This window comes from Mycobacterium sp. E1747 (assembly GCF_001667775.1).
Lineage (GTDB): Bacteria > Actinomycetota > Actinomycetes > Mycobacteriales > Mycobacteriaceae > Mycobacterium.
Map to the genome: position 1 here is coordinate 1 of NZ_LZJI01000137.1, position 19560 is coordinate 19560.

Sequence of the window (19560 nt, forward strand, 5' to 3'; positions counted from 1 at the left end):
GGGCACATCCCGATGTTCGAGGCGCCGGAGCGCGTCGCCGAGCTGATCATCAAGTTCCTCGACGAATGCACCGCGGCGAGCCGGGGCGCCAACCCCTCGGCTAGCTGACCAGCTTCTTTTCCAGGTTTTCGGCGATCGAGTTGAGGAACTCCTCGCTTTGCTGCCACTTCTGGTCGGGTCCGATGAGGATGGCCAGGTCCTTGGTCATCTTCCCGCTCTCGACCGTCGAGACCACCACGTCCTCGAGCGTCTGCGCGAACTCGATCACCTCGGGGGTGTCGTCGAGCTTGCCGCGGTGCTGCAGCCCTCGCGTCCAGGCGAAGATCGAGGCAATCGGGTTGGTCGAGGTCGGCTTGCCGGCCTGGTACTGGCGGAAATGCCGGGTGACGGTGCCGTGCGCGGCCTCGGCCTCGACCGTCTTGCCGTCGGCGGTCATCAGCACCGACGTCATCAACCCCAGCGAGCCGTAGCCCTGCGCGACGAGGTCGGACTGGACGTCACCGTCGTAGTTCTTGCAGGCCCACACGTAGCCGCCCTCCCACTTGAGGCAGGCGGCCACCATGTCGTCGATCAGCCGGTGCTCGTAGGTCAGCCCCTCGGCCTCGAACTTGTCCTTGAACTCCTCGTCGTAGATGCGCTGGAACTCGTCCTTGAACATGCCGTCGTAGGCCTTGAGGATGGTGTTCTTGGTGGACAGGTACACCGGCCACTTGGCGTTGAGGCCGTAGGCCAGCGAGGCGCGGGCGAAATCCCGGACGGATTCCTTGAAGTTGTACATCCCCATCACGACACCGCCGTCCTCGGGGATGGACACCACCTCGTGCACCATCGGCTCGCTGCCGTCCGACGGCGTGAACGTGATCGACACGGTGCCGGGCTTGTCGACCTTGAAGTTGGTCGCCCGGTACTGGTCACCGAAGGCGTGCCGGCCGATCACGATCGGCTTGGTCCACCCCGGCACCAGGCGCGGCACGTTGGAGATCACGATGGGCTCGCGAAAGATGGTGCCGCCCAGGATGTTCCGGATCGTGCCGTTGGGCGACAGCCACATCTTCTTCAGGTTGAACTCGGAGACGCGGGCCTCATCGGGGGTGATCGTCGCGCACTTGACGCCCACGCCGTGCCTCTTGATGGCGTACGCGGCGTCGATGGTCACCTGGTCGTTGGTGCGGTCGCGGTTCTCGATGCCGAGGTCGTAGTAGTCCAGGTGGATATCCAGGTGCGGCAAGATCAGCAGGTCTTTGATGAACTTCCAGATGACGCGGGTCATCTCGTCACCGTCGAGCTCTACGATCGGGCCCTTGACCTTGATCTTGTCGGTGGACATCGGGTCAACTTCCTATCTCGCGGCCCGTGATGCTTACGCGCTTTGCGAAGCTTCTAGCGCTTCATTGAACGTCTTGCTCGGCCGCATCACTGCCGTCGTCTTCTCGCTGTCCGGGTAGTAGTACCCACCGATGTCGACGGTCTCGCCCTGCGCCTTGGCGAGTTCGGCCACGATGGTGTCCTCGTTGCGGCTCAACTCGTCGGCCAGCGGGGCGAAGTGCTTGCGCAGCTCCTCGTCGTCGGACTGCGCGAGTTCGGCCGCCCAGTACAGCGCCAGGTAGAACTGGCTGCCGCGGTTGTCGAGCTCCCCCGCCTTGCGCGACGGGCTCTTGTTGTTCTCCAGCAGCTTGCCGATCGCCGCGTCCAGCGTCTTGCCCAGGATCTTGGCGCGCTCGTTGTCGGTCTTGATGCCGATGTCTTCGAAACACGCTCCCAGAGCGAGGAATTCACCGAGGGAATCCCAGCGCAGGTGGTTCTCCTCGAGCAGCTGGTGGACGTGCTTGGGCGCCGAACCGCCCGCCCCGGTTTCGTACATGCCGCCGCCGGCCATCAACGGCACGATGGACAGCATCTTGGCGCTGGTGCCCAGCTCCAAAATCGGGAACAGGTCGGTGAGGTAGTCGCGCAGGATGTTCCCGGTCGCGGCGATGGTGTCCTGCCCGCGCATCGCGCGCTCGATCGTGTGCCGCATGGCGCGTTCCTGCGACATGATCGAGATGTCGAGGCCCTCGGTGTCGAGTTCGGCCAGGTAGGCGTTCACCTTCTTGCGCAGTTCGCTCTCGTGCGGGCGCTCCTGGTCCAGCCAGAACACCACCGGCATGCCCGAGTTGCGCGTGCGGGTGACGGCCAGCTTGACCCAGTCCCGGATCGCCTCGTCGGTGACGATCGGCATCCGCCAGATGTCGCCCTCCTCCACGTTCTGGGTGAGCAAGACTTCCCCGCTGTCGAGGTCGACGATGTTCGCGACGCCGTCTTCGGGGATCTCGAAAGTCTTGTCGTGCGAGCCATACTCCTCGGCCTGCTGCGCCATCAGGCCCACGTTGGGGACGGTGCCCATCGTCGTCGGATCGAACTGGCCATGGGTCTTGCAGAAGTTGATGATCTCTTGGTAAATGCGGGAGAACGTCGACTCGGGGTTGACGGCCTTGGTGTCCTTCTGCCGCCCGTCGGCGCCCCACATCTTGCCGCCCGCGCGGATCATCGCCGGCATCGACGCATCCACGATCACGTCGCTGGGCGAATGAAAGTTGGTGATGCCCTTGGCCGAATCGACCATCGCCAGCTCCGGGCGGTGCTCGTGGCAGGCGTGCAGGTCGCGGATGACCTCCTCGTGCAGCGAGGCGGGCAGCGACTCGATCTTGTTGTAGAGATCGACCAACCCGTTGTTGACGTCGACGCCGAGTTCGTCGAAGAGCTTTTGGTGCTTGGCGAAGGCGTCCTTGTAGAAGACCTTGACGGCATGGCCGAACACGATCGGGTGCGAGACCTTCATCATCGTCGCCTTGACGTGCAGCGAGAACATCACGCCGGTCTCGTAGGCGTCCTGCATCTGTTCCTCGTAGAACTCGACCAGGGCCTTCTTGCTCATGAACATGGAGTCGATGATGTCGCCGTCGCGCAGCTCGACCTTGGGCTTGAGCACCAGGGTCTCGCCGCTCTTGGTCTCGAGCACCATCTTCACGTTGCGGGCGCGGTCCAGCGTCATCGACTTCTCGCCGTGATAGAAGTCGCCGTGCCGCATGGTGGCGACGTGAGTGCGCGAGGCCGGCGACCACTCCCCCATGCTGTGCGGGTGCTTGCGCGCGTACTCCTTGACGGCCTTGGGCGCGCGTCGATCCGAGTTGCCTTGCCGCAGAACGGGGTTGACCGCACTGCCCAGGCACTTGCCGTAGCGGGCGCGGATTTCGGAGTCCTCGTCGGTCTTCGGGCTCTGGGGAAAGTCCGGGATCTTGTATCCCTTGCCCTGCAGCTCCTTGACGGCGGCGATCAGCTGGGGCACCGAGGCGCTGATGTTCGGCAGCTTGATGATGTTGGTGTCGGGTTGCTTCGTCAGCTTGCCCAGCTCGCCCAGGTTGTCCGGAGCCCGCTGCTCTTCGGTCAGATCCTCGGGAAACTCGGCGAGGATCCGGGCGGCCACGGAGATGTCACTGGTCTTGATCTTGATGCCCGCCGGCTCGGCGAAGGCGCGCACGATCGGCAGGAACGCGTAGGTCGCCAGCAACGGCGCCTCGTCGGTCAGTGTGTAGATGACGGTCGGCTGTTCGGCGCTCACGTTCCCTCTTCCCGGCGTCAAAATCCTCGAATATCGGTCAAATCTTTGGGGGGCTCAGCGTTCTTCGTGTCACGTTATCAAGGGCGTTTGGGCAGGTGTCGACCTGCCATTGGCATCCGGTCGGCACAGTAAGCTAATCTTCGTATTGGTCATGAGCGCCAGCATCAAGCCCCGGCTTGCTGGCCGGCAACCCTCCAACCGCGGTGGGGTGCCCCGGGTGATGACCAGGTCTAGTAGCCACAGGCTGCGCGGCAAGCGCGGGTCCGCCATAACGGACCCCTGACTAGAGGGGAAGGCGTGATGTGCACATATCCAGCTCCTTCGGATCGGCTCATGTGTCGACTCGTGTTTCGCTGCTAACCCGCAACCCCGATACCCGATTCGCCAATTCGAAGCAGAAAGCCAACCCACGTGAGCCCCGACAACAGCGCCACCAGCAACGACGACACCGATCCGGCCGCGAGCTGGTCGTTTGAGACCAGGCAGGTGCACGCCGGTCAGCACCCGGACGCCGCCACCAACGCCCGCGCCCTGCCGATCTACCAGACCACGTCCTACACGTTCGACGACACCACCCACGCCGCCGCCCTGTTCGGGCTCGAGGTGCCGGGCAACATCTACACCCGGATCGGCAACCCGACCACCGACGTCGTCGAGCAGCGCATCGCCGCCCTCGAGGGTGGGGTGGCCGCGCTCTTCCTGAGCTCCGGGCAGGCCGCGGAGACCTTCGCGATCCTGAACCTCGCGTGTGCCGGAGATCACATCGTCTCCAGCCCGCGGCTCTACGGCGGCACGTACAACCTGTTCCACTACTCGCTGGCCAAGCTCGGCATCGAGGTCAGCTTCGTCGACGACCCCGACGATCTGGACTCCTGGCAGGCCGCGGTGCGACCCAACACCAAGGCGTTCTTCGGCGAGACGATCTCCAACCCGCAGATCGACCTGCTGGACATCCCCGGGGTGGCCGGGGTCGCCCACTCCAACGGGATCCCGCTGATCGTCGACAACACCATCGCCACGCCATATCTGATCCAGCCGTTTTCGCACGGCGCCGACATCGTGGTGCATTCGGCGACCAAGTACCTCGGCGGGCACGGCTCGGCGATCGCCGGCGTCATCGTCGACGGCGGCACGTTCGACTGGACGCAGGGCCGCTTCCCCGGCTTCACCACGCCGGACCCGAGCTACCACGGCGTGGTGTTCGCCGAGCTCGGCCCGCCGGCGTACGCGCTCAAGGCGCGCGTGCAGTTGCTGCGCGACCTCGGCTCGGCCGCCTCGCCGTTCAATGCGTTCCTGGTCGCCCAGGGCATCGAGACCCTGAGCCTGCGCGTCGAGCGGCACGTCGCCAACGCCCAACGGGTCGCCGAATTTCTCGAGGGTCACGACGGCGTGCTGTCGGTGAACTACGCGGGCCTGCCCAGCTCGCCGTGGCACGAGCGGGCGAAGAAGCTGGCACCCAAGGGAACCGGCGCCGTGCTGGCCTTCGAGCTGGCCGGCGGCGTCGAGGCCGGCAAGGCGTTCGTGAACGCGCTGAAGCTGCACAGCCACGTCGCCAACATCGGCGACGTGCGCTCGTTGGTGATCCACCCGGCGTCCACCACGCACGCCCAACTGAGCCCGCAGGAGCAGCTGGCGACCGGCGTCACGCCGGGGCTGGTGCGGCTGGCCGTCGGGATCGAGGGCATCGACGACATCCTGGCCGACCTGGAGCTCGGTTTCGCGGCAGCCCGCAAGTACGGTGCGAACGCCGAAACCTCCGGCGCCGACCCGCAGGCCGTGGCGGCGTTCTAAAGGGCCCGGGCATGACGATCTCCGACGTTCCCACCCAGGCGCTGCCCGCCGAAGGCGAGATCGGCCTGGTGCACATCGGCTCGCTGACCACCGAGAGCGGCGCGGTGATCGACGACGTGTGCATCGCCGTCCAGCGCTGGGGCGAGCTGTCGCCGACTCGCGACAACGTGGTGGTGGTGCTGCACGCGCTGACCGGCGACTCGCACATCACCGGGCCCGCCGGACCCGGTCATCCCACCGGCGGCTGGTGGGACGGGGTGGCCGGTCCGGGCGCGCCGATCGACACCGACCGCTGGTGCGCGGTGGCCACCAACGTGTTGGGCGGTTGCCGCGGCTCCACCGGGCCCAGTTCGCTGGCCCGTGATGGAAAGCCCTGGGGCTCAAGGTTTCCGCTGATCACCGTGCGCGACCAGGTGGAGGCCGATATCGCCGCACTGGCCGCGCTGGGAATCAACGAGGTTGCCGCGGTTGTTGGTGGGTCTATGGGCGGCGCACGGGCTTTGGAGTGGATGGTGGGTCACCCGAGCCGGGTGCGGGCCGGGCTGCTGCTGGCGGTCGGCGCGCGCGCGACCGCGGACCAGATCGGCACCCAGACCACGCAGATCGCGGCCATCAAGGCGGACCCGAACTGGCAGGGCGGCGACTATCACGACACCGGCCGCACCCCGGACACCGGCCTGACCGTCGCCCGCCGCTTCGCCCACCTGACCTATCGGGGGGAAACGGAGCTCGACGCCCGGTTCGGCAACGACAAGCAGGGTGGCGCGGACAGCCGCTACGCCGTGCAGAGCTACCTGGAGCATCAGGGCGACAAGCTGTTGGCCCGCTTTGACGCGGGCAGCTACGTGACCCTCACCGAGGCGCTGAACAGCCACGACGTCGGCCGCGGCCGCGGCGGGGTGCACAAGGCCCTGACCGGTTGCCCGGTGCCGGCCGTGGTCGGCGGCATCACCTCCGACCGGCTCTACCCGTTGCGGTTGCAGGAGGAGCTGGCCGAGCTGCTGCCGGGCTGCGACGGCCTGCAGGTCGTCGAGTCGATCTGCGGACACGACGGCTTCCTGGTGGAATCCGAGGCGGTCGGCGAGCTGATTCGCAAGACGCTGGATCTGGCCGCGGGCGAGACCGAAGGCACGTGTCGGCGGTGACCCGCTCTCGCCACGACCGCTCCCTGTCGTTCGGTTCGGCGGCGGCGGCCTATGAGCGGGGACGCCCGTCCTATCCCCCGGAGGCCATCGACTGGCTGCTGCCGCGCGGTGCGCGGCAGGTGCTGGACCTGGGTGCGGGCACCGGCAAGCTGACCACCCGGCTGGTGGAACGCGGGCTGGACGTCGTGGCCGTCGACCCGATTCCCGACATGCTGGAGGTGTTGCGCAGCTCCCTGCCGGAGACCCGCGCACTGCTCGGCACCGCCGAAGGGATTCCTCTGCCGGACAACAGCGTTGACGTTGTTTTGGTCGCGCAGGCGTGGCACTGGGTGGATCCCGAACGCGCCATCCCCGAGGTGGCCCGCGTGCTGCGGCCGGGCGGACGGCTGGGCCTGGTGTGGAACACTCGTGACGAGCGGTTGGGCTGGGTGCGGGAGCTGGGCGAGATCATCGGTTCCGACGGCGACCGCGGCCGCTTCGATGTCACGCTCTCCGAGTCGTTCAGCGAGCCGGAGCGCCACCAGGTCGAGTGGACGAATTACCTTACGCCGCAAGCGCTGATCGACTTGGTCGCCTCGCGCAGCTACTGCATCACGTCGCCCACCGAGGTCCGCACCAGAACCCTGGACCAAGTACGTGAGTTGCTGGCCACCCATCCGGCGCTGGCGAATTCGACGGGGCTCGCGCTCCCCTACGTCACCGAGTGCATCCGGGCGACACTGGCCGGGTAGGGGTTGGCCGCCGTCGAGATGCGGGCGACAAAGCCCGAAAATACATATTCGCGCAAACGATTTCGGATCAGTCGCCTACCAGGCTCGATATCGGCGTCGCCACCTCCGCGCCGTCGACCTCAAAGCCGTTGGGCTCGGCGCGGCCGATCCGCGACTCGATGTCGTACGGGACGATGATGGCCGTCGCTCCCCGGATGCGGCTGACGGTGCGGGCCATCTTGTCGGCCGTGCGGTCGTGCAGTAGCCGGCCCAGCAGCGGCGAGTAGGTTCGGCGCGGCAACAGCACCGTCACCCTGGTGTCCGGGTGGTCCTTGAGCACTCGCAGCACCAATTCGTGTGCGGCGCGGCCCAAATGGCGATCCGGGCAGTTGATCAGCCACAGGGTGGTGTCATGTTCGAAGCGATCCCAGCGCTCCCGGAGCCGGACGGCGTGGTCGACGTCGATCACGAAGTGCACTGCGGTGAGCTCGTCGGCGTGTAGCCCATACGCGAGTCGCATCGCCTCGATCTCGGCCAGGTCGATGGTGTCGACGAACACCAGCACCTGCAGGCGCGGGTGCCGAGCCAGGTCGAGATCCTCCGTGCGCGACATCGCCAGCACCGATGCCTCGTCGCGGTACTTCCGGTTGAGGCGCATCAGGGCGAGCACCAACAGCGGGAAGATGACGACGATGAGCCAGGCACCCTCGGTGAATTTGGCCACCACGAAGATGCCGACCACGGTGGTCGACAGGATCCCCGCCGACAGGTTGACCACCAGCCTGATTCGCCAGCCCGGCCCCCGCTTGGTCGCGTTGTGCTTGGCCATCCCGTAGCCGGTCATCGCGAAGGCGGTGAACACCCCGATCGCGAAGAACGGCACCAGCGCGCTCACCTTGGCCTCGGTGACGAGCAGCAGCAACATGGCCAGCGCGGTCAGCACGAAGATCCCGTTGGAGAACACCAGGCGGTGGCCGCGTTTGGTGAGAGGACGCGGCAGAAACCGGTCTTCGGCAACGAAACTGGCCAACGCGGGGAAGCCGTTGAAGCTGGTGTTACAACCGGTGAACAGGATCGCCGCGGTCGACGCCTGCACACCGAAATACAAGACGTTGCCGATCACGCCGTGACCGAACACCGCCCGGGCGATCTCGGACAACATCGACGGATACTCGTCGAGATAGGGCGCGGCGTGAGTGACGTGCGTCAACCACGCCACACCCACGAGCAAGAACCCGAGGATGCACGCCATCCACGTCAGCACGCGACGGGCGTTGGGGCCCTCGGGCTTCTGAAAGACGTTGACGGTGTTGGACACCGCCTCGACGCCCGTCAACGAGGTGCCACCATTGGCGAACGCGCGCAACAGGATCAGGATGGACGCGCCCATGACCAGTCCACCGCCCTGATGGACGGGCACGGCACCGACGATGTGCTGTGGATCGTATCGGGGCAATCCCCAGAACATTTCGCGGACGAATCCGGTCAGGATCGTCACGGTGATCATCCCGACGAAGGCGTAGGTTGTCATCGCGAAGATGCGGCCGGAGCGCCGTAGCCCGCGCAGGTTCGCCAGGCAGATCAACACCACCGCGGCCAGGGTGATCTCCAGGTGATAGGGCCGCAGTGCCGGAATCGCCGAGACCACCGCCACCGTCGCGGCCGCCGGCTGTACCGCCACGGTGACGACGTAGTCGATCAGCAAGGCCGCCGCCGCGACCTGCGCCACCCGGGGTCCGAAGTTCTCCCGCGCGACCGTGTAAGACCCGCCGGCCCGCGTGTAGACCATGACGACCTGACGGTACGACGCGGACACCAGCGCAAGGATGACCAGGATGACGCCGGTGATCGGCAGTACCAACGCGAACGCCGCCATCCCGGCCGCCGGCAGCAGTTCGATCATGATCTGCTCGGTGCCGTACGCCGTCGAGGAGATCGCGTCCGGCGAAAGCGCGCCAAGAGCAACGGGGTTGGGCAGCCTCTCCGCGTCCAGTTGGTCGGTGGTCAGCGGCTCTCCGAGGAAAAGCCGCTTGCACTTGTCGGTAAAGGAGAGCGGTATTGCGCCACTCGGTTGCGTCACGGCTTCCCTTTCTTCAAACCAGATAACCTCATCCCGCGCGGGTGACCTCGGCGATGCGGGACTCGATGTCGTAGGGCACGATCTGCGCGGCAGCGCCCGGGATGCGGCTGATGGCGCGGGCGATCTTGTCCGCGGTGCGGTCGTGCAGCAGCCGGCCGATGAGCGCCGAGTAGGTCCGGCGGGGCAGCAAGACGGTTGCCTTCGTGTCGGGGTGGTCGTTGAGTACCTGCAGGACCAACTCGTGCGCCGCCCGACTCAGATGGCGATCCGGGCAGTCGATCATCCGAAGCGGGGTGTCGTGTTCGAAGACCTCCCAGCGTTGCCGCAGCCGCTCGGCGTGATCCGAGTCGACCACGAAGTGCACGACGGTGAGCTCGTCGGCGTGCAGCCCGTTCGCATACCGCATGGCCTCGACCTCCGCGAGGTCGACGGAGTCCACGAAGACGAACACCCGGTGCCGCGTGTATCGGGAGAAGATCGGCTTTTCGGTGCGAGACATCTCCAGCACGGACGCCTCCGCGCGGTACTGCCGGTTGAGTCGCATCAACGCCAGCACCAGCAGCGGGAACACGACGACGATGAGCCATGCACCCTCGGTGAACTTGGCCACCGCGAAGATTCCCACCACCACAGTCGAGAGGATCCCCGCTGACATGTTTATCAGCACGTTGCGCCGCCAGCCGGGCTCGCGTTGCCGCAGATAGTGTTTGCTCATGCCGTAGCCGGCCATCGAGAATCCGGTGAACACACCGATGGCATAGAACGGGACCAACGCGTCAACCGAGCCGCCGGTGATGATCAGCAGCGCGACCGACAGCGTGGTCAGGGCAATGATGCCGTTGGAGAAGACCAGCCGATGGCCGCGCTTCATCAACGGCCGCGGCAGAAAGCGGTCCCCGGCAACGAAATTGGCGAGCGCGGGGAAGCCGTTGAAGCTGGTGTTGCCGCCCGTGTACAGGATCGCCGCGGTCGACGCCTGCACCAGGATGTACAAGACGTTGCCGATCGCCCCGTGGCCGAAGACCGCCCGGGCGATCTCGGACAGCATCGAGGGGTACCCGTCGGAGTACGGGACGGCGTGGGTCACGTGCGTCAGCCAGGCCACGCCCGCCAGCAGGAAGGCGAGGACGCAGGCCATGATCGTCATCACCCGGCGGGCGTTGATCCCTTCGGGCTTACGGAAGGTGGTGACCGTGTTCGAGATGGCTTCCACCCCGGTCAGCGACGAGCCGCCATTGGCGAACGCCCGCAACACGATCAGCAGGGATGCGCCCATCACCAGCCCGCTCCCCTGGTGCACCAGCACGGCTCCGGCGATGTGCTGGGGATCGTAGATCGGCAGGTTGCCGCAGAGTTCACGGATGACACCGACGACGATGGTCAACGACACCATGGCCACGAAGGCGTAGGTGGGCAACGCGAAACGCGCACCGGCTTCCCGCAATCCGCGCAGGTTGGCAAAGCACATCAACAGCACCATGCCGACGGTGATCTCGAGGCTGTAGGGTCCGAGCACCGGTATCGCCGAGGCGACCGCTACTGTCCCGGCCGCGCATTGCACCGCGACGGTGACGACGTAGTCGATCAGCAGGGCGGCGGCCGCGACCTGGGCCACCCGGGGGCCGAAATTCTCGCGCGCGACAACGTAGGAGCCGCCGGACCGCGTATAGACCATCACGACCTGGCGATACGACGCCGCGACCAGCACCAGGATCAAGAGGATAACCCCGGTAATCGGAAGCAACAGGGCGAAGGCGGCCATCCCGGCCGCCGGCAACAGCTCGATCATGATCTGCTCAGAGCCATAGGCGGTGGATGAGATCGCGTCGGGTGAGAGCACGCCGAGCGCGACCGGATTGGACAGCTTCTCGTGCTCGAGCTGTGAGTTGATCAAGGGCTTACCGAGCAGGCCACGTTTGCAGACGTCGGAGAACGAAGACCATGCCTTGTGATCGACGGCGCTCGGTCGCTCAGCCAAAGGTGTTGCCACAGAACCTATCCCTTTCCCCCTATGGTCAATTGGACATGACGATAAGCGCTTCCAGCCGTCCAGCCCGCCGAAAGCGTATATGCCGCAATTGCATTTGTCGCCCCGCACTATTCAGCCGTCGGGGATAACCACAGGAAATTGTCAGAAGAACTGCCAGGACACTCCCAGCGGGTGACCTGGATGTAACACAGACATCACCCTTGGTAATAAGAGCGCACTATTAGAGCTTTTTCAGTATCCACCGGCCTCTCCGAAACCCGTTGCGCGATAACGATTAAGGGGTTTCCGCGATATGCGGGTCGTCCGAGCTACTTCACCAGTAGTCCCACAGGAAATTCAACGCGCTTGCACAGCAACGATTCCGGGTGCCGATCGGCACACTACCTTTATACCATTTGACACAAGTGGGGTTTGTATAAATTGGATTATGTTGCGCTCCAGCCCATTCAGACGACCACGTCCGCGACCATCGACGGCCAGCGCACTGGTCAGCGCACGCCTTATCCGGAATCTGTCTGTTAGCATCGAATTCGATCTCCATTTCCTTGGAGTAGCGCGCGGCGCCCGCCTAGCGAATTAAGTGCTTGCACCCCACGGGTTTCGCGTCTCTACGCCACCGGACTCGTGGAGAAATCAATCCAGGTCAACTATCACCGGAGGGGTGGCAGTGTTTCGCGGAGGGGCAGGACCTCATGGGCCAGTGCATCATCGTCAGCGGTGATGACGCGCTCGCGTCGACAATCGTCGATGAGCTGAAGAGGGCGGGCGCGAGCGTCGCCCGGCTCCTCGATTCAGAACTCGCGGGTGCCCGGGTCAAGACCGAGCTCGCCAGAGCGGGCGTCGCCGTGGCGTCCGCCGTCGTGTGCGCCGGAGACGACGACGCGACGAACCTGGAGATCGCCCTGCTGGCGCGAAAGGCCAACCCAAATATCCGCGTGGTGGCGCGGATAGCCAACGACGTGCTGCGTGAGGCGGTGGCCGCCGACGAAGGACCCAATTCGATCCTGGGCGTCGCGGACCTGGCGGGTGCCGCGGTCGTCGAGGCGTGCCTGGCCCGCACCACCCATCCGTTCGAAGTGGCAGGCATCGAGTTCGTCGTCTTCGGCGCCGAGGCGCCGTTCGACGCGTCCCTGCGGGAAATCTATGGCGACCTCGCCCCCGTCGCGATGGTGCACAGCGAGACCGCCGACAATCCCGGTGAGGTCGTGGTATGCCCGGGGCGCGATTTGCGGGTCAGCGCGGGCGACTGGACGGCGATGATCGGCACCACCGAGGAGGCCGCCGCCTGTGGCGTGAAGGTCCCAACTAATCCGCGGACGCGGTCGCGCCAATCGCGATTGCGCCGGGTCCTCTACGCGGTGCGCGCCCTGCCCAACGAAGTCAACCCCGCGTTCTATCCCGTGATCGTCGCCCTGACCTTCCTGGTGATCGGCTCGACGATGCTGCTGCACTTCTCCTACACCCACCCGGGCATGTCCTGGACCGACGCGTTCTACTTCACCAACGAGACGATCACCACCACGGGATACGGTGACTTCAGCTTCGCCAAACAACCGACATGGCTGCGGCTCTACGCCGCGGTGCTGATGTTGGCCGGCGTGACCACCACCGCACTCCTAGTCGCCTTCATCGCCGATGTGTTGCTGTCCCGGAGATTCCTCGCGCTGTCCGCGCGCCCGCGGGCGCGCCACCTGCGCAACCACATCATCGTGGTCGGGTTGAGCGCGCTGGGGGTCCGGGTCCTAACCGACCTCACCGAGGCCGGTTTCGAGGTCGCGGTGATCGAGCGCGACCCGAACAACCCGTTCCTGTCGACGGCGGCCGACCTCGACGTGCCGGTCATCTTCGGGGACGCGACGTTACGCCAGACGATGGAGGCCGCCCGGGTGGACACCGCCCGCGCGGTCGCGGTCTTGACCCGCGACGACATGGTCAACATCGAGACGGGAATCGTGGTCCGCGAGATGCTCGGCTCCGAGCCGGCGCTCGTCGGCAATCGGTGGAGCAAGATGCCGCTCGTGCTGCGGGTGTACGACCACGATCTGGGGGCTGCGGTCGCTCAGCGGTTCGGGTTCGAAAACGTTCGGTCGACAGTCGAACTCGCGGCGCCCTGGTTTATCGGCGCAGCGATGGGACTCCATGTCTTGGGGACGTTCTCGGTCGGGAACCGATCGTTTCTGATCGGCGGAATGTACGTGCAGGCGGGAAGCGAGCTCGACGGGTTACAGATGTTCGAAGTCTCGACGCAGACCCGCGTCATCGCGATTACCCGGGAGGACGCACCGGTTCGGCTGCACCCGCGCCGCGACGCCCGACTCAGCGCCGGTGACACCGTCTACCTGGTCGGCCCGTACCGAGAACTCATCGCCACCCTGCGCAAGGGGCGCCCCGCCGCCCAGCCGCTCACGGACGATTCACCGGCCGATCGTGAATGTGGTTGCGACGACCGAGCAATGGCTGAAGACAACGTTCGTCGACTGGAACCGATCAGAGGAGCGCGCGGTATAGCCAGCCAGTGACCACAGCACAACGTTCCTTGACCAGGTGGGCCGCACACACGCCCAACGGCAACCGCGCGACGCATGCACCGCCGCGCTTTGACCAGCAAGTCATCTAGGGGGAAGGGCCTTGTCGTCCATGACTCGCAGGATCCCATCGGGCGCACGCAGCGCCCGATCGGCTGAATAGGGACTGCAGCAATGGATTTCGCGACGTTACCACCGGAAGTCAACTCCGGGTTGATGTACGCCGGTCCGGGATCGGGACCAATGCTCGCCTCCGCGCAAGCATGGGAATCGATTGCCGCGGAGCTCCATTCCGCGGCAAGTTCGTATGAATCGGTGGTCTCCGGTCTGACCGCCGGGCCGTGGCTGGGGCCGTCATCGGTGATGATGGCCGCCGCGGCCAATGCGTACGTGTCGTGGTTGAGCGGCACCGCAGCGCAGGCGGAACAGACCGCCACGCAGGCCATCGCGGCCGCCGCCGCCTATGAAGCCGCCTTTGCCGCGACGGTGCCGCCGCCGGCGGTAGCGGCGAACCGCAGCCAACTCGCAGCGCTGGTCGCGACGAATCTGTTGGGGCAGAACACACCTGCCATTGCGGCCACCGAGGCCCAGTACGGCGAGATGTGGGCGCAGGATGCGGTCGCGATGTACGGCTACGCGGCGTCGGCGACGGCGGCGACGCAGCTGGCGCCCTTCACACCGCCGCAGCAGAACACCAACCCGGCCGGATCGGCCACGCAGGCCAGCACACTGAGCCAAGCCGCCGAACTGCCCGCCGGGTCAGCTGCCTCGGCGACCGATGCGGCGGGCGGCGCGGCGTCCGCGCTGGGCGTGAACTCGCCGCTGGACCTGATCAACGTGGGCGCGGACGCGATCGCCTACGGGATCGACGCCCCGTTGGCCCCGTTAGGCGCCGTGTCGATGCCCATCGACCTGGTCGGCGCGGGAACCGGTTTGCACACCGACGACATCGTCAGCGACTGGGATGCGAACGGCGCGCCCCTATCGATAGTCAGGACGGTGACGCCGCCCGATCCGGCGACCACACCGGCCATGCTGTCCAGGACGGTGTCCGCCGGACTCGGTGAGTCCGACTCGATCGGTGGGCTTTCGGTCCCGCCCACCTGGGCGGCGGGCACGCCGGCGGTGCGCCCGATCGCGTTGGCGCTGCCGGCCGCACCCGCCAGTGCCGCCGTTCCGGCGGCCCCGAGTTTGGAAAGCACGTTCGGCGAGTTGGCCCTGGCCGGCACGGCCGGGCGGTCCATCCGGGACGCCGTCGGCAACCGCACTCGAGTGCCCTTGGGCGCGGAACCGGTTGGCCGCCAATCCACTAGCCGCGAAGCGGCCGAAGACCGCCCGGCGGAGGATGAGCCGCGCACCGTGGTGACCGGTATCGCCGCCGAGATACGCGAGTTCGCCCGGCTACGCGACGAGGGGCTGATCTCCGAGGAGGAATACATCGAGCAGAGGAATCGGCTGCTCGGCCGCTGACTCTTAGAAGTTCAGCCCGGAGAACATGATCCGGTTCGGATCGTACTTTTGTCGGACGGTTGTCAGCCGTGACAGGTTCGAGCCGAAGTAACGCGCCGGGGCGGCGTTGGCCTCCAGGTAGTTGACGTATCCCCCCACCGAGATTTGTTGCACCGCTTGGTGCGCGGCGCTCAGCCAGGTGTTCGCCGCCGCGACCTGGCTGCCCGACGGTTCGACGTACCACTGCAGGACAGCCGACTGATTGCGCCACGGGAACGCGGTGTCGCCCGCGGCCACGTCCGCGACGGCACCACCGAGGGGGTCCACGAGCACCGACGCCTGGCCTGCGCCGGCGGGCCACTGCCCGATCGCGGTGGCGATGGCATGCGCCGCAACCGAATCCACCGGGCCGATGACGTCCGAGCCCGCCACGAACGAGCGCGCCGGGGGGTTGGAACTGCCGCCGGCCAGGAACATCACCAGATCCGTGCGGTTCATCGTCTTGTTCGAGACCGCGGTCGGCGCCACCCCCACCGCGGACTTGATCGCGTCGGCCACGCTGGACCCCGCGCCCGCGGGGCAGGTCGCCAGCACGTGGCAGTTCGGGGCGGAGCCGATCATGAGATCCACGATGCCCCAGGTGTTTCGGTCCGCACCGTTGAGCCAGGACTGCCAGCCGACGAGCACCTGCGTGGCGGACGCGGGCGGGAAGTCGAGCCGCACGACGTCGCTGTCGGAGGTGGCGAAGGTGGAGAACGTCATCGACGTCGTCACGCCGAAATTGCCGCCGCCGCCTCCCCGGAGCGCCCAGAACAGATCCGGATTGTCGTTGGCGGAGGCCGTCACCACGTCACCGCTGGGCAACACCACCGTGGCCGACTGCAGCGCGTCGCACGTCAGGCCCGCGTGCCTGGCATCGGGCCCGATGCCGCCACCGAGCGCGAGCCCCGCGACGCCGACGGTCGGGCAGGTGCCGCTGGGTATCGCGCGCCCGGCACCGGTCAATGCCTGGTGAATGGCGTACAGCGTGGTCGCGGGGGTCACGGTGAGGTTGTTGCCGTCGAAGTTGGCGCCACCGGGAAGCCCACGCAGATCGAGCACCATGGTGCCGTTCGCGGCGGAGGCACCCACGTAGGAATGGCCACCGCCTCGGGGAGCGATCTTGAGGTTGTTGGCCGTCGCGAACGCGATCGCCTTCTGCACATCGGCCTGTGACGACACCGTCACCACCGCGGCGGGGGTGGAGCTGTCATAGAACGAATTGAAAACCTTTTTGCTGGTGGAGAATTGGCCGCTGTTGGCGGGCAGGACGACGCTGCCGCCGATGGACGACGCCAGGCCGCCCCAGCCGGTCGGAGGGTCGGCCGCCGCGCGGGCGGTGCCCAAAACGGCGCCGGTGGCTAACATTCCGACGGCGCTGCGGAGAAACGCCTGGCGCGAGATGCCGCGCTGCAAGGACGGGTCCAGGGGACGGCTGCGATTAGTCGTCATGTGCGGAGATTCTGAAACATTTCGCACGCAAAAGCGCGGCACTGGTGCCCGTGTCAGATCACAGTGTGGAATCGATCCGCCGAGACAACTTGACGATTCGGGCGGCCCAATAATCGACGCCGCGGCCGCCGCCGGCCCGCAAAACGCTTATTTGTGCGAACCTTTACCCCACCGTGTCGCAAACGTGACAGTGATAGCTCAGAGTTCACAACGTGATTCGAGTGCATCCGGCGCACTCCACGACCGAGGGGGAGGCCGCATGAAGGCACTGGCACGAACAAACCGCTGGATCTGGCTGTTTCGGAACCAGCCTCTGACCGTTCGTCTGCTGGCCGCGGCCGCCGCCCTGCTCACCGCGGCTTCGGCGTTCGCCGCGCCGGTGCGCGCGGACAACCCCGATGACAACTTCATCGACGCGCTCAACCACGCCGGCATCGACTTCGGCGAACCCGGAAACGCGATGTCGGTTGGCCAGTCCATCTGCCCGATGCTGTCCCAGCCGGGCGGTAACTTCGCCGCGGCGGCGTCCAGCGTCTCCGGCCGCGGCATGTCACCCGCCATGGCGCGGATGTTCACCACGATCGCGATACAGACCTACTGCCCGGAGCAGATGGCGAACCTGGCCAACGGCAATCTGAGCGTGCCTGCGCTGCCCGGCATGGCGGGACAGCTGCCCGGAATGGGCGGGCAACTGCCCGGGCTGCCGCGGCAGATTCCGGCGGTGCCGGGTATCTAACCGGTGCTAACCGGTGCCCAGCGGGTCGATGGTCCACGCGATGTAGACCATCGCCGCGGCGACCGTCGCGGTGGTCACGAGGTCAATTCCCTTGCTGCGCACCGCCAGAAGGCCGGACCGCTCGTCGGGGAGCACCAGCCGCAGCGCGGCCGCCAGGCCGACGCCGATACCGATCAGCAGCGAACCGCGGCGCCAGAAGTTGGCCCCCACCAGCGCGAGGGCGGTGGCGAAAGTCAAGCCGACCAGCAGGATTGGCCATTGGGCCCTGACGACCGACCGCGCGCTCATGCCCGTTCGGCGAGCTCGACGACGTTGCTCAGCAGGAAGGCCCGGGTCAACGGGCCGACACCGCCGGGGTTCGGCGACACGTGTCCGGCGACCTCCCAGACGTCGGGGTGCACGTCGCCGACCAACCCGTTCTCGGTGCGGCTGACGCCCACGTCGACGACCGCGGCGCCCGGACGCACCATGTCGGCGGTCAGCATGTGCGGGACCCCGACGGCCGCCACCACGATGTCCGCCTGCCTGGTGTGCGCGGCCAGATCGCGAGTCCCGGTGTGGCACAACGTCACCGTGGCGTTCTCGGACCGGCGGGTCAGCAGCAGCCCCAGCGGGCGGCCGACCGTCACCCCGCGGCCGATGATCACCACATGCGCCCCGGCGATCTCGACGTCGTAGCGCCGCAGCAGGTGCACGATCCCGCGGGCGGTACATGGCAGCGGCGCCGGCACGCTGAGCACCAGCCGGCCCAGATTCGTCGGGTGCAGTCCGTCCGCGTCCTTGTTCGGGTCGACACGCTCCAGCGCCGCGTTCTCGTCTAGATGCTTCGGCAGTGGCAACTGCACGATGTACCCGGTGCACTCGGGGTTGGCGTTCAGCTCGTCGATGGTTTCTTCCAGCGTCGCGGTGCTGATGTCGGCGGGCAAGTCCCGGCGGATCGACGTGATCCCGACCTTGGCGCAGTCCGCGTGCTTGCCCCGAACGTAGGCCTGCGAACCGGGATCGTCGCCGACCAGGATGGTGCCCAGCCCGGGAGTGCGGCCCGATGCGGTCAGGGCGGCGACCCGTTGTTTGAGGTCGACGAAGATCTCGTCCCGGGTGGCCTTGCCGTCCAGTGTGATTGCGCCCACGCCTGACAGTCTGGCATGACGTCGGATTAGGCTCCCGATATGTCTACCCCTCCGGACGTGTTCAGCCCGGCCAAGCTCGGCCCGATCACCGTGCGCAACCGCACCATCAAATCGGCGACCTTCGAGGCCCGCACGCCCGACACCTTGGTGACCGACGACCTGATCGAATACCACCGCCTGCCCGCCGCGGGTGGCGTGGGCATGACGACCGTCGCCTATTGCGCCATCTCCCCCGGCGGCCGCACCGAGGGAAACGGCATCTGGTTGCGCCCGGAGGCGGTGCCGGGATTCCGGCGGCTCACCGACGCGATCCACGCCGAGGGCGCGGCGGTGAGCGCGCAGATCGGCCACGCCGGTCCCGTCGCCAACGCCAAATCCAACAAGGCCAAGGCGCTGGCCCCGGTGCGATTTTTCAATCCGATCGGGATGCGGTTCGCCAAAAAGGCGAGCCGTGACGACATCAACGACGTCATCGAGGGCCACGCCAACGCGGCGCGGCTGGCCATCGAGGCCGGCTTCGACGCGGTCGAAATCCACTTGGGCCACAACTACTTGGCGAGCGCGTTCCTGTCCCCGCTGATCAACCGCCGCGCCGATGAGTTCGGCGGATCGCTGGAAAACCGGGCGAAGGTGGCCCGCGGCATCGTCATGGCCGTGCGCCGCGCGGTGGAAAGGGAGGGCACGCCGATCGCGGTCACCGCAAAGCTCAACATGACCGACGGTGTCCGCGGCGGCATCTCCACCGAGGAATCGCTGACCACCGCCAAGTGGCTGCAGGACGACGGCGGGCTGGACGCGATCGAACTCACCGCGGGCAGCTCGCTGGTGAACCCGATGTACCTCTTCCACGGTGACGCACCGCTCAAGGAGTTCGCCGCGGCGTTCAAGCCGCCGCTCAGTTGGGGCATGCGCATG

At 66.6% G+C, this 19560-nt stretch carries 13 protein-coding genes, 1 pseudogene and 1 riboswitch; of the genes and pseudogenes, 7 read left to right on the top strand and 7 right to left on the bottom strand.

Annotated elements, in window-relative coordinates:
• Positions 1–100 precede the first annotated feature (100 nt).
• Complete coding sequence (locus A5695_RS13415) at positions 101–1327, bottom strand: NADP-dependent isocitrate dehydrogenase (RefSeq protein WP_068082382.1); 1227 nt, start codon at positions 1325–1327, stop codon at positions 101–103.
• Between the two features lie 33 nt (positions 1328–1360).
• Positions 1361–3598, bottom strand: a complete 2238-nt coding sequence (locus A5695_RS13420) for an NADP-dependent isocitrate dehydrogenase (protein ID WP_068082385.1) — start codon at positions 3596–3598, stop codon at positions 1361–1363.
• 147 nt (positions 3599–3745) lie between these two features.
• Positions 3746–3862: riboswitch (SAM riboswitch) on the top strand.
• A 147-nt stretch (positions 3863–4009) separates the two neighbouring features.
• Between A5695_RS13420 and A5695_RS13425 the strand changes: the two genes are divergently transcribed.
• From A5695_RS13425 to A5695_RS13435, 3 genes are read left to right on the top strand one after another with little or no spacing between them, the layout of a single operon-like run.
• Positions 4010–5389, top strand: a complete 1380-nt coding sequence (locus A5695_RS13425) for a bifunctional o-acetylhomoserine/o-acetylserine sulfhydrylase (protein WP_068082391.1) — start codon at positions 4010–4012, stop codon at positions 5387–5389.
• 11 nt (positions 5390–5400) lie between these two features.
• Positions 5401–6534 (top strand): homoserine O-acetyltransferase, encoded by a 1134-nt coding sequence (locus A5695_RS13430; RefSeq protein ID WP_068082394.1) that lies wholly within the window; start codon positions 5401–5403, stop codon positions 6532–6534.
• The gene (locus A5695_RS13435; RefSeq protein WP_068082412.1) at positions 6531–7265 is read left to right on the top strand and encodes a class I SAM-dependent methyltransferase; all 735 of its coding nucleotides are present in this window, start codon (positions 6531–6533) and stop codon (positions 7263–7265) included. The genes A5695_RS13430 and A5695_RS13435 overlap by 4 nt, the downstream gene beginning before the upstream one ends.
• A 67-nt stretch (positions 7266–7332) precedes the next feature.
• Here A5695_RS13435 and A5695_RS13440 read toward each other — a convergent pair whose 3' ends face one another.
• Complete coding sequence (locus tag A5695_RS13440; RefSeq protein WP_082946057.1) at positions 7333–9324, bottom strand: APC family permease; 1992 nt, start codon at positions 9322–9324, stop codon at positions 7333–7335.
• A 46-nt stretch (positions 9325–9370) separates the two neighbouring features.
• A pseudogene (locus A5695_RS13445) lies at positions 9371–11302 on the bottom strand (APC family permease); the annotation flags it as partial.
• 704 nt (positions 11303–12006) lie between these two features.
• On the opposite strand from A5695_RS13445, the gene A5695_RS13450 reads away from it, so the two are divergent.
• Both A5695_RS13450 and A5695_RS13455 read left to right on the top strand, forming a co-directional pair.
• Complete coding sequence (locus tag A5695_RS13450) at positions 12007–13833, top strand: NAD-binding protein (protein ID WP_082946058.1); 1827 nt, start codon at positions 12007–12009, stop codon at positions 13831–13833.
• A gap of 180 nt (positions 13834–14013) precedes the next feature.
• Complete coding sequence (locus A5695_RS13455; RefSeq protein WP_068082397.1) at positions 14014–15309, top strand: PPE domain-containing protein; 1296 nt, start codon at positions 14014–14016, stop codon at positions 15307–15309.
• Positions 15310–15312: 3 nt separating this feature from the next.
• Here the strand turns inward: A5695_RS13455 and A5695_RS13460 are convergent, their stop codons facing one another.
• On the bottom strand, positions 15313–16743 hold the full coding sequence (locus A5695_RS13460; protein ID WP_068082402.1) for an FAD-binding oxidoreductase: 1431 nt from the start codon (positions 16741–16743) through the stop codon (positions 15313–15315).
• 295 nt (positions 16744–17038) lie between these two features.
• Between A5695_RS13460 and A5695_RS13465 the strand changes: the two genes are divergently transcribed.
• A complete protein-coding gene (locus A5695_RS13465) occupies positions 17039–17515 on the top strand; it encodes a DUF732 domain-containing protein (protein WP_068082404.1) in 477 nt (158 codons plus the stop codon).
• A gap of 6 nt (positions 17516–17521) precedes the next feature.
• On the opposite strand, the gene A5695_RS13470 is transcribed toward A5695_RS13465, so the two are convergent.
• Together A5695_RS13470 and A5695_RS13475 are read right to left on the bottom strand one after the other, a co-directional pair.
• Positions 17522–17803: a DUF3017 domain-containing protein gene (locus A5695_RS13470; RefSeq protein ID WP_068082406.1), complete on the bottom strand. Its 282-nt coding sequence runs from the start codon at positions 17801–17803 to the stop codon at positions 17522–17524.
• The gene (locus tag A5695_RS13475; RefSeq protein ID WP_068082409.1) at positions 17800–18645 is read right to left on the bottom strand and encodes a bifunctional methylenetetrahydrofolate dehydrogenase/methenyltetrahydrofolate cyclohydrolase; all 846 of its coding nucleotides are present in this window, start codon (positions 18643–18645) and stop codon (positions 17800–17802) included. The genes A5695_RS13470 and A5695_RS13475 overlap by 4 nt, the downstream gene beginning before the upstream one ends.
• A 39-nt stretch (positions 18646–18684) precedes the next feature.
• On the opposite strand from A5695_RS13475, the gene A5695_RS13480 reads away from it, so the two are divergent.
• The coding region (locus A5695_RS13480) for an NADH:flavin oxidoreductase (RefSeq protein WP_068082414.1) at positions 18685–19560 on the top strand (876 nt) is incomplete at its 3' end.

Coding starts and splice junctions, on each gene's coding strand:
- A5695_RS13455 (WP_068082397.1), top strand. CDS start 14,014: ATGGATTTCGCGACGTTACCACCGGAAGTCAACTCCGGGTTGATGTAC.
- A5695_RS13450 (WP_082946058.1), top strand. CDS start 12,007: ATGGGCCAGTGCATCATCGTCAGCGGTGATGACGCGCTCGCGTCGACA.
- A5695_RS13415 (WP_068082382.1), bottom strand. CDS start 1,327: ATGTCCACCGACAAGATCAAGGTCAAGGGCCCGATCGTAGAGCTCGAC.
- A5695_RS13470 (WP_068082406.1), bottom strand. CDS start 17,803: ATGAGCGCGCGGTCGGTCGTCAGGGCCCAATGGCCAATCCTGCTGGTC.
- A5695_RS13430 (WP_068082394.1), top strand. CDS start 5,401: ATGACGATCTCCGACGTTCCCACCCAGGCGCTGCCCGCCGAAGGCGAG.
- A5695_RS13465 (WP_068082404.1), top strand. CDS start 17,039: ATGAAGGCACTGGCACGAACAAACCGCTGGATCTGGCTGTTTCGGAAC.